The 13,753-nt window shown below is 29.2% G+C and carries 18 protein-coding genes and 1 riboswitch; of the genes, 12 read left to right on the top strand and 6 right to left on the bottom strand.

All coding sequences use genetic code 11. The features are described from left to right. Positions 1-362: 362 nt before the first annotated feature. Both PTZ02_RS08345 and PTZ02_RS08340 read right to left on the bottom strand, forming a co-directional pair. On the bottom strand, positions 363-674 hold the full coding sequence (locus PTZ02_RS08345; protein WP_274227330.1) for a hypothetical protein: 312 nt from the start codon (positions 672-674) through the stop codon (positions 363-365). A 55-nt stretch (positions 675-729) separates the two neighbouring features. Then, the gene (locus tag PTZ02_RS08340; RefSeq protein ID WP_274227329.1) at positions 730-1,053 is read right to left on the bottom strand and encodes a hypothetical protein; all 324 of its coding nucleotides are present in this window, start codon (positions 1,051-1,053) and stop codon (positions 730-732) included. Positions 1,054-1,203: 150 nt separating this feature from the next. Between PTZ02_RS08340 and PTZ02_RS08335 the strand changes: the two genes are divergently transcribed. The 3 genes from PTZ02_RS08335 to PTZ02_RS08325 all read left to right on the top strand — a co-directional run bounded on the left by PTZ02_RS08335 (position 1,204) and on the right by PTZ02_RS08325 (position 4,040). After that, on the top strand, positions 1,204-2,160 hold the full coding sequence (locus PTZ02_RS08335) for an alpha/beta fold hydrolase (RefSeq protein ID WP_274227328.1): 957 nt from the start codon (positions 1,204-1,206) through the stop codon (positions 2,158-2,160). A 643-nt stretch (positions 2,161-2,803) separates the two neighbouring features. Continuing rightward, positions 2,804-3,562: a hypothetical protein gene (locus PTZ02_RS08330; RefSeq protein WP_274227327.1), complete on the top strand. Its 759-nt coding sequence runs from the start codon at positions 2,804-2,806 to the stop codon at positions 3,560-3,562. Between the two features lie 4 nt (positions 3,563-3,566). Further along, a complete protein-coding gene (locus PTZ02_RS08325) occupies positions 3,567-4,040 on the top strand; it encodes an HD domain-containing protein (RefSeq protein ID WP_274227326.1) in 474 nt (157 codons plus the stop codon). Here PTZ02_RS08325 and PTZ02_RS08320 read toward each other — a convergent pair whose 3' ends face one another. The 3 genes from PTZ02_RS08320 to PTZ02_RS08310 all read right to left on the bottom strand — a co-directional run bounded on the left by PTZ02_RS08320 (position 4,041) and on the right by PTZ02_RS08310 (position 5,836). Next, positions 4,041-4,631 carry a hypothetical protein gene (locus tag PTZ02_RS08320; RefSeq protein WP_274227325.1) on the bottom strand — a complete coding sequence of 197 codons (591 nt, stop codon included), beginning with the start codon at positions 4,629-4,631 and terminating at the stop codon, positions 4,041-4,043. A 171-nt stretch (positions 4,632-4,802) separates the two neighbouring features. Next, on the bottom strand, positions 4,803-5,372 hold the full coding sequence (locus PTZ02_RS08315) for a hypothetical protein (RefSeq protein ID WP_274227324.1): 570 nt from the start codon (positions 5,370-5,372) through the stop codon (positions 4,803-4,805). Next, positions 5,369-5,836, bottom strand: a complete 468-nt coding sequence (locus PTZ02_RS08310) for a DUF5643 domain-containing protein (RefSeq protein ID WP_274227323.1) — start codon at positions 5,834-5,836, stop codon at positions 5,369-5,371. Before PTZ02_RS08310 ends, PTZ02_RS08315 begins: the two co-directional genes overlap by 4 nt. Positions 5,837-5,993: 157 nt before the next feature. Between PTZ02_RS08310 and PTZ02_RS08305 the strand changes: the two genes are divergently transcribed. The 4 genes from PTZ02_RS08305 (at position 5,994) to PTZ02_RS08290 (ending at position 8,630) form a co-directional block, all read left to right on the top strand. Next, positions 5,994-6,326, top strand: coding sequence for a hypothetical protein (locus PTZ02_RS08305; protein WP_274227322.1), 333 nt, complete (start codon positions 5,994-5,996; stop codon positions 6,324-6,326). A 47-nt stretch (positions 6,327-6,373) separates the two neighbouring features. After that, a complete protein-coding gene (locus tag PTZ02_RS08300) occupies positions 6,374-6,709 on the top strand; it encodes a hypothetical protein (RefSeq protein ID WP_274227321.1) in 336 nt (111 codons plus the stop codon). Between the two features lie 80 nt (positions 6,710-6,789). Further along, a riboswitch (cobalamin riboswitch) is annotated at positions 6,790-6,975 on the top strand. 127 nt (positions 6,976-7,102) lie between these two features. Continuing rightward, the gene (locus tag PTZ02_RS08295; protein ID WP_274227320.1) at positions 7,103-8,122 is read left to right on the top strand and encodes a HoxN/HupN/NixA family nickel/cobalt transporter; all 1,020 of its coding nucleotides are present in this window, start codon (positions 7,103-7,105) and stop codon (positions 8,120-8,122) included. A gap of 70 nt (positions 8,123-8,192) precedes the next feature. After that, positions 8,193-8,630, top strand: a complete 438-nt coding sequence (locus PTZ02_RS08290; RefSeq protein WP_443112615.1) for a GNAT family N-acetyltransferase — start codon at positions 8,193-8,195, stop codon at positions 8,628-8,630. A 48-nt stretch (positions 8,631-8,678) separates the two neighbouring features. Here PTZ02_RS08290 and PTZ02_RS08285 read toward each other — a convergent pair whose 3' ends face one another. After that, on the bottom strand, positions 8,679-9,269 hold the full coding sequence (locus PTZ02_RS08285) for a TetR/AcrR family transcriptional regulator (RefSeq protein WP_274227318.1): 591 nt from the start codon (positions 9,267-9,269) through the stop codon (positions 8,679-8,681). A gap of 123 nt (positions 9,270-9,392) precedes the next feature. On the opposite strand from PTZ02_RS08285, the gene PTZ02_RS08280 reads away from it, so the two are divergent. From PTZ02_RS08280 to motA, 5 genes are all read left to right on the top strand, one after another. Further along, a complete protein-coding gene (locus PTZ02_RS08280) occupies positions 9,393-9,968 on the top strand; it encodes an NAD(P)H-dependent oxidoreductase (RefSeq protein WP_274227317.1) in 576 nt (191 codons plus the stop codon). After that, positions 9,968-10,618 (top strand): hypothetical protein, encoded by a 651-nt coding sequence (locus PTZ02_RS08275; RefSeq protein ID WP_274227316.1) that lies wholly within the window; start codon positions 9,968-9,970, stop codon positions 10,616-10,618. Before PTZ02_RS08280 ends, PTZ02_RS08275 begins: the two co-directional genes overlap by 1 nt. 138 nt (positions 10,619-10,756) lie before the next feature. Further along, positions 10,757-11,941 (top strand): MFS transporter, encoded by a 1,185-nt coding sequence (locus tag PTZ02_RS08270; protein ID WP_274227315.1) that lies wholly within the window; start codon positions 10,757-10,759, stop codon positions 11,939-11,941. A 1-nt stretch (position 11,942) separates the two neighbouring features. Beyond that, complete coding sequence (locus PTZ02_RS08265) at positions 11,943-12,593, top strand: TetR/AcrR family transcriptional regulator (protein WP_274227314.1); 651 nt, start codon at positions 11,943-11,945, stop codon at positions 12,591-12,593. Positions 12,594-12,944: 351 nt separating this feature from the next. Next, entirely contained in the window at positions 12,945-13,736 is a 792-nt protein-coding gene (gene motA / locus PTZ02_RS08260) for a flagellar motor stator protein MotA (protein WP_274227313.1), read from the top strand. The last annotated feature ends 17 nt before the right edge of the window (positions 13,737-13,753 follow it).

Genomic DNA, 13,753 nt, shown 5'->3' with positions numbered 1-13,753 from the left:
TAGAAAGTTCACCTTTGCCTATTATTGCTATACTAAAATTAGGGCTTAAAGTAATTAGGTTGAATTTTGGTGAGTTAGGAGCTAATTTTACAGCCTGTATTATTCTTAAATTTTCATCAGCAAATACTACAAAAAGCTCGGCATTTGGAGATATATTTTTAATATAATGTTCTGATTCAGCTGGAAAACTAAACTCTTTTGCGCTATATACACCTTGTTTTAAAGTAGTTGCAGCCGATACAGGAATAACGTTATTAATATTAATTATTATAGATAAAAAAATAAGGGTTTAAATAATAAGTTTTTTCATAGATATAACCGCCTTTCGAGATTATTACAAGATTTTAATTAGAATGGTTTATTTAAGTAATGGATATTTGACCATTGCCTAATATTACAATTCTATAATTAGGTTTTAAAGAAACTAAATTAAATTTTTTAGCTCCTGGTGGCATTTTTAAAAGCTGAAGTAGCACTTGTTTTTCATCATAGATCTGAACTAATACTTCATTTTCTTTAGATAGATTTACAGCAGAATAAAATTCACCTTCTGGAACATTTAAATCGGATAATTTATATACCCCTTCTTTAAATAGTGTAGTAGCAGATGCAGGTATCATTATATTAAATGAAATACATGAAAGAATAATAAAAAAAGCAATAAATCTTTTCATTAGCATAACCACCTCTTGAACTTAGTATGTTTAACAGTATTAATATGAGCTTAAATCAGCGTCTTTCTTCTGAAATAAACAATTCTCCAGAACCTAATATTACAAGTCTATAGTCTGGCTTTAGCGCAACTAAAGTAAATTTCCTTGAACCTGGGGGAATTCTTAAAAATTGTTGCACCTCTCTATCCCCGTTATAAATTTGAACAAATATATCACTATCTTTAGATAGATTTTGTGCTGTATAAAAGTTGCCAGCTGAAATGTTTAAGTCAGATAATTTGTATACTCCTTCTTTAAATATATTTACAGCAGAGATGGGGAGGATTGTATAAAGAAATGTGCATGAAAAAATCATGAAAAAAGCAAGGAATTTTCTCATCTACATAACCACCTTTCCAACTTATTATTTGTGTTAATTTATAAACTATACCCCAGATTCATAGAGTAATTCATTAATTTTAAAAGTCTGCAATATAAATAAATTATATTATTAGCAGATGCTAAACAATTAAAAAGGGGAATTAGAGTTATGGGAAAGAAAATAGATAAATTAATTTACTTAGAAGAGTATGTATTGGTAAATGGAATAAAACAATATCTTTTTCATTCAGGTACAAGCTATGATAATCCAGTAATGTTATTTTTGCATGGAGGTCCTGGAAATGCAGAATCAATATTTGCATATGCATTTCAGGACAAATGGGAGGATATTTTTACAGTAGTTCACTGGGACCAACGTGGGGCTGGAAAAACACTTATTAAAAATCCAGATAAACATCCAAACATTGATTTGCTTCTAATGGATTTAAATGAAATAATTCAATATTTAAAGAAAAAGTATAATAAGCAAAAGATAATATTACTTGGACATTCTTGGGGAAGTGTTTTAGGAAGTACCTTTATAAAAAAATACCCTAAGGATGTAGCTTATTACATTGGTGTTGGACAAGTAATAAGCATGCGTGAAAATGAACGTGTAGGATATGATAAAGTCAAGGAGTTAATTATAAGTGCTAATGATAAAAAGTCATTAAAAAAAATAGAAGCTATTAAAAATTATCCAGGAGATAAATATGATAGCGAATTTATGAAAAAATGTATTAAACTTAGAAGACTTCAAGGTAAGTATGATTTAGCGGTAAAGATAGGTCTTTCAATGACATTAATTGCATTCAAAAGTCCTATTTCTAAGCTATCTGATTTTTCAGCACTTCTAAAAGGGAATAAAGCAAATGAGAAAATAATAAGTTATTTGTTTAACTTTGATTTAAATTCAGAGACTGCAGAGTATAAAGTACCAATCTATTATGTATTAGGAGAAAATGATTGGCAAACACCCTATGTAATAGCTAAAAGATATTTTGAAAATATTAAGTCGCCATATAAAAAACTTTATTTAATACCTAATGCAGGTCACATGACTATGCTAGATCAGCCAGAATTGTTTTATAATGCACTAATTGAAATAAATAATCAGGAAAAATAAGTAGTTAAGGGACTTTTTGTTAGCAAAATTGCAAACAGAAAGTCCCTCTGTGCACCCAAAAACTTTTTAGGGCAAATATTTAGAATTTATATTAAATATAATGCATTATACACAAACAAATTAGTATCATTTTTGTAGTTAACTATAAGGGTTTAGCATGCTAATAAGGACAAATAAAGATTTAAGAGCACTAATATAAATAATTTATTATAGATATATAATCCTTCGACTATATACATATGTTATTACTTATAATAATGGTTTTTTATCATATAAGATAATTATATAAACTTATATAATCATACGACTATAAAGTGTTAGTACAAAAGCCTATATGATGTTAGCTATAATCCAATATGTTAAGTTTAGATATTACTATGATAAAAGATAACTTAAACCATAATAACACCATATCACTTCCATAAAGATTAGCTAATCTTTATCTGTCCTCTGATATTATATTAACCAGAATCACTTTAATTACACTGGAAAGTTGAGATAATAAACTGATAACATTAGCTATTAAATTTAAATTTTAGAAATTTGATTATTTTGAAGTAGGTATTTGTGTTCATTCTAGAAATCAAATATAATATCAATAAGCAATTGGATTAATTTGTAAACTTGAATTTTGGAGGTGAGTGTGATTAGCAAAAAGAAAAAGTTGCTTTTTATTATAATAACTATAATAGTATTTTTATCCGCTATAACTTTTATAGCCATTCATTTCAATAGTATTAAGTATAAAGAAGTGGCCTATATAGAGATAATTCAACAAAAGGATGGAGAAAAAATTATTCTTTCATATAAAAATATAATAGATAAGTATATGAAAGCTTTAAATGATAAAAAGAGAACTAATAAGAAGCTTGATATAAGTTCACCTGATTATCTAGTTAATATAAATTATATAGATAAATCAAAGGAAGAATATAATTTGTGGATAGGTGAAAATGATACTGCGCAAGGAGTCTTAATGAAAGGCAGTAAAGTTTGGTTTATAAATAAAAATTCAAATATTATTTTAAATGATATTTTAAAAAATAAGGTTAATACAATTAGTTTAGAAGAGGTACAAGATATTATATCTAGCTATTTAAACGCATTAACTCAAAAGGATTTGGAAGATTTAAAGAAATATGGAACGGAAGATTTTACAAAAGGACTTAATGAAGCTGGAGTAGCATATCTTAGAAAAACTATTAAATCTGCAAAATTATTAAATGCTAAAATCAACACTTTTGATAAAGATAAAGTTTTAATTGACTCAGAAGTAGAGATTATCTGCTACGACAATGCACAGACAGCAGGTGATTGGATTCCTGGAAAATCCATTTCTACTAAGCAATTTGAACTAATTAAGGTAGAAGGTAAATGGAAGATTAATTCATGGGGGTATTAATGCAATGAATAGGTTAGAAGAAATAAGGAAGTTAATAAACAATATTTTAATAGAAGGTAATATATCAGAGGAGAAGAGTGGAGTATTTGCACACTTATATGGTGTATCAAATACATGTAGTTTACTAGCACTTAAGCGTGGATTAAATGTTGAGATTAGCGCAGTTATTGGAATGCTACATGATATTTCTACTTATAAAACTCATTATACTCCAGAGCATGGTATATTAGGGGCTATAGAAGCAAAAAAAATCTTAGAAGAAAGTAAGCTATTTAATGAAAATGAAATAACTATTGTTTGTAGTGCTATAAGTAAGCATAGCAACAAAAATGATATTGATAATGAATATGATGAAGTATTAAAAGATGCTGATGTTTTGCAGCATTATTTATATAATACAAGCTTTGAAGTAAATGAAAAAGAAAAGGATAGATTAAGTAAAATATTAAGTGAACTAGGTATAGTTTCAAGTGTTTAATTATGACTTTTCACTAAAATAATAAATTGTTGAATATAAAGTAGAGCCAACAAGTTTTATCATAATATCAGACATAGTATCTTCAAGTCCGCCAGCAGCCATGCTGGTTTTAAGAAAATAATCACCAAGATACTCAAAGATTTCCCATAGGGTTCCTAGAGTTATAGCAAGACTAAAAGCAAATATGATTTTAAAAAGGAGATATCTTTTTTCAGTAGCTTCAGAACCTTTATCAAAATTTCCTTTTATTAAATAAAATCCTGTTAAGGTTGCGTAAAAACCAAATACACCATGAAGTAGTAGATCCCACCACCAAAACATAGTATAGAAATCTATAATTTCACCTAAATATTGAGCTGAAAAGATAAAAATTACTGTAACTAGCTTAAAGCTAGGAGGTAAGGATATATTTTTGCTTTTAAGAATAGCTGATATGATAAAAGGTAGAAAAAGACATACAAAGGCTAAGCCACATAACGCTAAGTCACCCCATTTAGCAGAAAATATGGTAGTTACAGCTGTGATGAGCACTATTATTTCAAATATTAAGGTTAATATTATTGGCGTTCTATTCTTATATGTATTATCCATGACCTAAATCCTTTCTTAGCTTCATATGGGCCTACATATAGTAATGTGTCAATAATAATTACTTTTTATACAAAGTTAGAAGTAAGAAGGATATATTAAAAAATGACAAAGGAATCTTGTTATAAATTAGTACAAGATTCCTTTTAGTTTAGGTTGATTAACTGGAAGAATTCAATATGGGTACTTATACATATAAACCAAATTATTGTCTTTATCAAAACCGCTTAATGATACTAAATTGCCACCTTTATTATCAGAATTCCAATAAAATATAAACATTTTACTTGAATTAATAGAATAATCCCAAATAGTTTCCTTATTATTTATTTCAGAATATAATCTTACCGAGGTTATACTTGGATCATTTACATATCCAAATACATAATTTTTAGTTACATGCTTAATAGTTGCTGTTCCCTCAAAAGATTGAGTAATTTTTTCTGAAGTATTTATTGGAAGAACGTAAGTGTAACCAGAAGGGTACCATTTTACTATCTTTTTCTCTACAGCAGTTATTGAAATCCAGTTTTTATATTTACCTAAATATATTTTCCCATAATCTAATGAGATTTCTTTTTGGGTTTCAGATGGACCATAATGTTCATTTGTCTCAGAATCCCTTAGTGCACCTTTGGCTGAGAAGCTACCATAAGAAAGTAAATAAAAATGAATGCATATGAGCAGAAGAATTAATGCAATTATCCATTTAATAATATCTGGCAGTTTGTCTTTTATATTCATATGCTTGTACTCCTTGAACAAGGAATCTTCATTTCAAAGGTTCTATCATATAATTGAAGCTTTAGTGTAATATCTTTGCTATTTGAATTGATATAGTTATAAGAAATTAAATCCTCTTGGCCAAAGAGTTTTCCTTTGCTTTCTCCACTACGACTAATATATTTATTACCCTTATCATCATATAATTCTATCGACTGAAAATAAAAGTTTCCTCCTATTTTTTTATGCTTATAGCTATATCTTAAGTAAGTATTTTCATCTGTACATGTTATTCTTTGAATTGTCAAAACATCATTATCGATTTTTAAGCTCTTATTAACTTCGATATCATATGCAGTACCTTTTTTTATTTTATCCTTTAATTCAGCATTATCTAAGTATTTCCCAGAGGGTATACTTGTGAGTATTATTGGGATTAATAAAATAATACAAATAACAATGATAGTTTTTCTAACTCTTTTCAATATAATATCCCCCTTAGGTTTAATAATTAAAGATTAATCTTATCAATATTTATTAACAAATTATAACATTTTATTACATATATTGTATATATGTATATTGTATATATGTATATTGCTTTTTGTATTACGCATAATAAAACTGAAAGGTGGTTACATGATGAAGAAGGTTAGAGTTTTATTAATAGTTTTATTAAGCTTATTCTTAAATATATTTGTGGCAATACCTGTGCTTGCGAGTCCAGCAACTACTTTTAAGGAAGGGGTTTATAAAATATCTGATTTAGAACCATCCCCTAATAATTTATATACAATTGAAAACATTTCTCCTAAGAAGAGTATTTTTATATTAGTTGCTAATGAAAATCAAGTGGCTATGCAAATTATAAAATTAGAGCCTGGCACACAAAAATATGATTTGAGACCTATGAAGCCTGAGTATAGAATTCTATTAATTGGCAATGGAGAGGCTCGTATTCTTCCTAAAACATGATTAAGATAAAAATGTAATAAACAATAGAATTGAAAGGTGGATTTATAATGAAAAAGTTTATCATTTCATTAATGTTTTTATTATTGTTAACCTCTAATATTGCTAATGCATCACCTGCAGCTAGGGCTACTAGTAATACTTTTAAGGAAGGGGTTTATAAATTATCAGATTTTATTTATTCGCCTACCAATATGTATAATCTCAAAAATGTTTCATCAAGTAATACTGTATATTTGCTTATATTTGATGAAAGTCAAGCAATAGTGCAATCTATAAGACTAGAACCTAATTCGCCTTATTATAATACAATATCACTTAGGCCAGACGATAGACTCGCTATATTAGGTAATGGAGAAGTATATATAGCACCGAAGACATCTTAAAAACACTTTCATATAAAGTGTTTTTTCTTTATGCATTGTAGTAAAAGAACTATACTTGTTTAAAGTAATGTGCTATTATACCATTTGTATATAATATAGGTTTAATCGTAGTTGATTAATTAAAAGGGAAGCTGGGTGAAAATCCCTCACGGTCCCGCCACTGTAAAAGAGTAGTTCTTATAAAATATGTCACTGAGATATCTCGGGAAGGCTTATAAGAATGTAGATACTTAAGTCAGGAGACCTGCCTATATTTTGAGAAAAATAACTCTACGGATGATAGGGGGTATTTGTAATGATAAATGTTTATATTTATTTTCGCAATTAAGCCTCTTGACAAATAAGTTAAGGGGCTTCTTAAATGAAAATATTATATAAAGGATGGAAAACTTTTTGGAGACAATAAAATCAAATATACAAGAAAAGAAATATTCAGGATTCATTAGATATATTATTGCTGTATTAGCATTGCATATCATAGGTATAGCATTATTGATAACAGGAGTTAGCAAGTATCCACAAATAATTGGTATGGCAGTTCTTTCTTATACTTTAGGACTTAGACATGCTTTTGATGCAGATCATATAACTGCAATAGATAATACAGTAAGAAAGCTGGTACAAGAAAGACAAAATCCAAAAGGAGTAGGCTTTTTATTTTCCTTTGGACATTCAACAGTTGTAATATTAATGGCTACTCTTACAGTTTTTGCTGTAAAGTGGACGGAAAACAGTATGCCAAAGTTTCAAAAGTATGGAGGGGCTGTTTCGCTTGCAGTTTCAGGCAGTTTTCTTCTCATTATTGGATTAGTTAATCTATTCATGTGGAAGGATATTTTTAAAACCTTTTTAAAAGTAAGAAAAGGCACTTATAAAGAAGAAGAGCTTGATTATGAAGATACTAAGGGCTTTATTAATAAACTAACTGGAATTGTGTACAAGTCTATAAGCAAAGGATGGCATGTGTATATATTGGGGTTCCTTTTTGGACTAGGGTTTGATACTGCAACTCAAGTTTCTCTTTTAGCAACTTCAGCAACTGCAGCAAGTCATGAGATACCAATTCTTGCTACACTATCTTTCCCAATCTTATTTACAGCAGGTATGAGTTTAATGGATACAGCAGATGGTTTCTTTATGTGCACGGCATACGAATGGGTTTTCTCAACACCAATTCGCAAAATTTATTATAATCTGACCATTACTGGACTTTCAGTAATTGCAGCTTTGTTTATTGGATTTATTGAAATAATACAAATGATAACACCAATACTTGGACTAGATAATGAATTTTGTAACTTCATTAGTAACTTAGATTTTAATATAGCTGGTTATATTTTAGTAGGATTATTTATAGTGGTATGGGGAATATCCTATGCCGGTTGGAAGATACTTAATATTGGAGAAAGATAGAATTATTTGTAGGAACACAATATGAATAGTATAATTGGATTAACATTAACAGTAAATTGGGGTGGCTATTTTGAAAATAGAAAAAGTAAATCTAGAAAATATGGAAGAGGCAATAAAGTTATCAATAGAAGTTTTTAATAGAGAACAGCATATTCCTGAAGAGTTAATTCCAATAAGAGAAGAACTGGAACCCATTTGGTGGTGTGGAAAATTAAATGGAGAGATAGTTGCTGTTGTTGCAAGTTGGAAAGAACATGGGGAATGGCATTGGGGAAGGTATGCTGTTGATAAAAAATTGCGCGGAAAAGGTTTAGGTAAGAATATTGCATTATTTTCACTTAATGAAGTCTTTAACCTTGGAGCAGAGGAAATATATATTGAAGCAAGAGACATAACTTTAAAAATGTTAGAAAAGTTCGGCTGCGAAGTGATTGGAAATGCAGAAGATTTTTATGGAGATAGGGTAACGCCTATTGTATTAAAAAAGAATAAATTTATAGAAAGATAAAGAATTAAGAGGAGCCTTTTTATATCTAAGGCGCCTCTTTTTTATAGGCTATTTAAGTTTTTCATTAATCATATTTTCTACTAAGTCTAAATAATCTCCATCATATTCGATTACTTTATTTGCAATAAGTAGTGCTATACCATGTACTAAACTCCACATAGACAGGGTATCTAAGTAATACATATCTTTTTTAGTTGATATGGAACTAAGGTAATTCTCACAACATTTTTTGAAAATATGGAAAGGAGAATTATCAAGATGATGTAACTCATTATTGCTAACAAGTATTGGATATTTATGTTCAGTAAGAAACATAAATTTTAGGTATTCAGGATTTTCTACCATAAACTTAACGTAGGATTTTCCCATCTCAAGAATTTGAATTTTAGGATTATCAGGATATTTTTCTGTAGATTCTAATAAAGAAGCAGAAAAAGCCTGCCAAACTTCTAAAGCTATTGAGTTAATCAAATCTTCTTTATCTTTAAAATGCTTATAAGGTGCAGTATGGCTTACACCACACATACTAGCCACTTTTCTTAATGAAAATCCTTCAAAACCTTCTTTATTTAAAAGTTGTAGACCATTTCTTATCATATCTTCTTTTAATGTACCATGATGGTAGTTATCTTTTGCCATTTAATTTTTCCTCCAAAATAGTTTCTAAAAAAATTATATCATAAAATGTTGACAGTGTAAACTTAGTGAAATATAATACAAATATAAAGTTTACAGTGTAAACATACTAAAAGGAGGATAACTATGAATATATTGTTAGTTAGTGATGGTGAGGGTACAAATAGTGTGGGAGAAGAACTTCAAGAAGAGTTACTTAAAAAACTTAGTGAGAGTAATTATAGTTATAAATACTATAATGTTAAAGATGAGAAAATGAATAAATGTGTAGGCTGTTTTAATTGCTGGTTAAAGACACCGGGACTATGTGTTTTTGATGATATAACTAGAGATATAAGCAGAGATGAGATAAATAGCGACTTGTATATCGTCTTAAGTGAAGTAAAATATGGATGCTATAGTCCTAAAATAAAAAGAGTATTAGATCGTGGTATATGCAAAATCCTCCCTTTCTTTAAAGATGTCAATGGTGAAATGCATCATGCACCTCGTTACGAGAAATATCCAGAGCTTGTTTTTGTTGGTTATGGTAGTGATATTTCCGTTAATGAGGAAGAGACATTTAAGGGATTAAATCAAGCAAATGCTATAAACTTTCAAAAGGATAATGCAGAAAGCTATGTATGTAGAGAGACAGCAGAAATTGAAAGTTTAGTAAATAGTATATTAAGCTACATTAAGGTTATGGGAGGGGAAAGATAATGAAAAAATTATATTTTGTTAATGGAAGTCCAAGAGGTAATAATAGTGCGTCTAAGTTTTTTATTGATGAACTTACTACGCTTATCCAACCTGAAAATGTTGAAGTAAATCATTGTGTCATAAATAATAAGGTGAATTATGAAGAACTTGCAAGTTCAGATATATTAATAATTACTTTCCCGCTGTATGTAGATTCTTTGCCATCAACAGTAGTTGAGTTTTTGGTTAATTTAGAAGAACAAGCTAAGATTATTAGAAAATCTGTAAAAGTTTATGGTGTAGTTAACTGTGGATTCTTTGAGGGAATACAAACTAGGTATGCTCTTAAAATATTAGAACATTTCTGCAATAAAGTAGGTTATGAGTGGAGATTTGGTGTAGGAATTGGAGCTGGAGAATTTATGAGAGGGACTAAAGATATTATTCCTTTTAATAGCGAAATCAAAAAAGATGCATATAATACATTCTTAGAAGTAAGTGATGATATTTTAAATAATTCAAATCAATCAAAAGATAATTTTTTTATATCCCCGAAACTACCTAGGGAGATGTTTTTTTCAGAGGGACAAAAAAATTGGGTGGAAGCTGCCAGAAGTATGTCTGTTAGTGAAGAGAAGTTATATGATAAGCCTTTTATAGAGAGTGTATAATTCATAAATAAATTTTTATAAATAGAGTGTGTGGGAATACTGCATACTCTATTTTTTACTTTACAAAACAAATAAAGATGTATACAATGATTTACATAGAGTAAACCATTTACTAACTGTAAACAAAGGGGGATAATAATGTTCAAACTACATGAAAAAAAGGGGTTTCCTTTATTTATATTGATGCTTAATTTATTTATTGCTTTATTGGGACAAGGTATGGTCATTCCAATATTACCTGACTATCTTAAGCAATTTAATGTTGCTGGAGCGGCTGCAGGATACCTAGTTGCAGCCTTTGGAGCAGCGCAATTCATCTTTTCACCTATTGGTGGAAGACTCTCAGATAGGCATGGTAGAAAAATAATGATACTATCAGGCTTATCTTTAACTGTTATTGCTGATTTTATATTTGCAATTTCACATACTTTAATGCTACTCTATATAGCCCGCATTATCGGGGGAATTGGGTTAGGAATAATGGTTCCTTCTGTTTTAGCATATGTTGCGGATATAACTACGAGAGAAACTAGAGCAAAAGGGATGGGTTACATAAGTGCTGCTATGAATTTAGGTATGGTATTAGGACCTGGAATTGGAGGTATAATAGCTCAATTTGGATTACGAGTGCCATATTTTTTAGCCTCATTTTTAGGACTAATTTCAACATTACTAACTATAATACTTCCAGAAACTCTTCCAATAGAAAAAAGAAATATTTCAAAGTCATCAAAAAATCAGGAGTCAATCATTAAACAGCTTACAAGGTCATTTCATATGTCATATTTTAAATACTTGTTATTAATTCTTGTTATGACTTTTGGGTTGGTTAGTTATGAAACAGTTTATTCACTTTATGCAGAGTATAAATATGGATTTAATTCTCAATATATCTCTATATTGATTACACTGGGAGCTGCCATTGGGATTATGACTCAAGTATGGCTTTTAGATAAGGTGGTAACTAGATTCGGAGAATTTAAATTGATTAGGTTTTCTTTGTTAATGACATCAATTGCACTTTTATTAATGATAGTGAAAGTTAATTTTATTTACCTTCTAGCTGTATCTTCCTTATTTTTTACATTTAATTCATTTTTAAGGCCAACTGTAAATACATTGTTATCAAATGAAGCTAAGAGTGATGAGCAAGGTTTTGTTTCTGGATTAAATACTACTTATACTAGTATGGGAAATATAATCGGACCAATAATGGCAGGAAACCTTTTTGATATTAATTTTAATTTGCCATATGTATTGGGTGCATTAATTCTTTTTGGTACAATATTCTTAACTAAAAAAGATAAAGATGAGGTTATATAAAATGAGTGATTCATGGCATGAGAATTTAAAAAGTAAAAATCGAGTTGAGATTATTTCAGCAGCAAGAGACTTATTTCTAGAAAATAATTTTTTTAATGTTAGCGTGAAGGATGTTTGTAACTTAGCAGGAGTAAGCAGAGTTACTTTTTATAAACATTTTAAATCCATAGATGAATTAATATTTGAAGTGCAAATGAATGTTTTGGATAATATGATGGAATATATAGTTGTTAGAGATGATAGTGATGTTAGTGGATTGGAAAGACTTAAATTAATACTTAATGCATGGATTGAATTTGCAAAAGAGCATAGAGAGCACATGAAATTTATTGTTTTATTTGACCTTTATTATGATTCCTATGATTCAGATGAAGAACTTAAAAACAAATATGTGAATTTTGTGAGTAAGGAAAGCCAAAAGTATTTTCTGAATTCAGCAATTAATAAAGGAATAAGTGATGGAACACTAAGAAAAGATATAAATCCAACTAGAACTGGTTACTATATATTTCAAACAATAATGGGAATCCTGCAAAGAATGAGCTATACTAAATTGCCTGAAAATAATGATGATATTACGTTTGATGATATTTCTTCGTCTGTATTAGAGATGATCATAAATTCTATTAAAGCAGAAAATACAAAAATATGATTTTGAATTGTATTGAACGTCTGGGTAAATAATGTTTATCCAGGCTTTTTTATGTTTAAGATTATTTAGTCATTAATTAATAAATGTTAAGCACAGATAAACACTTACACAAAATGGTAACAATTTAATTATTTTTGTTAATTGTGAAATAGCATAAAGCGTGATTAATCCCTGTCTCTTAGAGAATTATTCATGGGTTGGAAAAAATTAATTTGTAGTTAAATCTATCGAAAGATACTTTTCATACGATATATATTATGGTAAGATATCTATATCATAAATCAACAAATTTGTACTAAAATATACAAATTTCGGGTTTGAAAAATACATAAATACTGAAGGGGTGAGAAGATGGACATATTTCTATTGATTGGTATTGTTGTTGGGTTTTTTGCGGTTCTGACAGGATTACTTTTAAAAGGTGCTAGTGTAGCTATACTAGTAAATGGAGAAGCAGTAATAGTTATACTTGTAGGTACTATGGCTGCAGTAATGAATGCTTATACTTCAAAAGAATTCTTAAATATGCCAAAGCTATTTGGAGCTCTTTTTAGTAATAAAGTAAAGCAAGATCCAATAGACATCATAAACCTAATAATCAATTTAGCGCAAGAAACTCGTAGAAATGGATTACTATCTCTAGAGACTAAAATTCAAGAGATGGAAGCAGGTTTCATGAAAAGGGGTTTAGAGATGGTAGTTGATGGTGTTGAACCTGATATTTGTAGACAAGTCCTTGAAGGTGAAATTCAAGCTTTGGAAGAAAGACATAGAGTCGGAGCTTCCATGTTTACTACAGCAGGAGGAACGTCTCCTACTCTTGGAGTTTTAGGTGCAGTTATAGGATTAATAGGTGCACTAGGAAACCTAAATGATACTGAAAAACTTGGAGAATCGATAGCTTCAGCTTTCGTTGCGACACTTTACGGTATTTTCTTTGGTTACGTTATTTGGCATCCATTTGCTTCAAGACTTAAAAGAAAGTCAACAGTAGAAGTAAGTAATATGGAATTAATGCTAGAGGGTATTTTATCTATACAAGAAGGTATAAATCCAAAGGCAATTGAACAAAAATTAGCAAGTATGTTGAGTCCAAAAGAAAGAAAAAGACTTGAAGAAGGTAGTAGCACTACTGAAAATTAATTGAGAGGAGGCCAATG

It is taken from the genome of Clostridium sp. 'White wine YQ' (assembly GCF_028728205.1).
Lineage (GTDB): Bacteria > Bacillota > Clostridia > Clostridiales > Clostridiaceae > Clostridium_T.
Note: the sequence above shows the minus strand (reverse complement) of the source record. Positions and strands in the feature narration are given on the sequence as shown.

What these genes read in the sequence shown, in the direction of transcription:
- PTZ02_RS08275 (WP_274227316.1), top strand. Translation starts at nt 9,968, where the DNA reads ATGAAAAAATTATATTTTGTTAATGGAAGTCCAAGAGGTAATAATAGT.
- PTZ02_RS08335 (WP_274227328.1), top strand. Translation starts at nt 1,204, where the DNA reads ATGGGAAAGAAAATAGATAAATTAATTTACTTAGAAGAGTATGTATTG.
- PTZ02_RS08300 (WP_274227321.1), top strand. Translation starts at nt 6,374, where the DNA reads ATGAAAAAGTTTATCATTTCATTAATGTTTTTATTATTGTTAACCTCT.
- motA (WP_274227313.1), top strand. Translation starts at nt 12,945, where the DNA reads ATGGACATATTTCTATTGATTGGTATTGTTGTTGGGTTTTTTGCGGTT.
- PTZ02_RS08270 (WP_274227315.1), top strand. Translation starts at nt 10,757, where the DNA reads ATGTTCAAACTACATGAAAAAAAGGGGTTTCCTTTATTTATATTGATG.
- PTZ02_RS08315 (WP_274227324.1), bottom strand. Translation starts at nt 5,372, where the DNA reads ATGAATATAAAAGACAAACTGCCAGATATTATTAAATGGATAATTGCA.
- PTZ02_RS08345 (WP_274227330.1), bottom strand. Translation starts at nt 674, where the DNA reads ATGAAAAGATTTATTGCTTTTTTTATTATTCTTTCATGTATTTCATTT.
- PTZ02_RS08320 (WP_274227325.1), bottom strand. Translation starts at nt 4,631, where the DNA reads ATGGATAATACATATAAGAATAGAACGCCAATAATATTAACCTTAATA.
- PTZ02_RS08340 (WP_274227329.1), bottom strand. Translation starts at nt 1,053, where the DNA reads ATGAGAAAATTCCTTGCTTTTTTCATGATTTTTTCATGCACATTTCTT.
- PTZ02_RS08325 (WP_274227326.1), top strand. Translation starts at nt 3,567, where the DNA reads ATGAATAGGTTAGAAGAAATAAGGAAGTTAATAAACAATATTTTAATA.
- PTZ02_RS08280 (WP_274227317.1), top strand. Translation starts at nt 9,393, where the DNA reads ATGAATATATTGTTAGTTAGTGATGGTGAGGGTACAAATAGTGTGGGA.
- PTZ02_RS08265 (WP_274227314.1), top strand. Translation starts at nt 11,943, where the DNA reads ATGAGTGATTCATGGCATGAGAATTTAAAAAGTAAAAATCGAGTTGAG.
- PTZ02_RS08305 (WP_274227322.1), top strand. Translation starts at nt 5,994, where the DNA reads ATGAAGAAGGTTAGAGTTTTATTAATAGTTTTATTAAGCTTATTCTTA.
- PTZ02_RS08285 (WP_274227318.1), bottom strand. Translation starts at nt 9,269, where the DNA reads ATGGCAAAAGATAACTACCATCATGGTACATTAAAAGAAGATATGATA.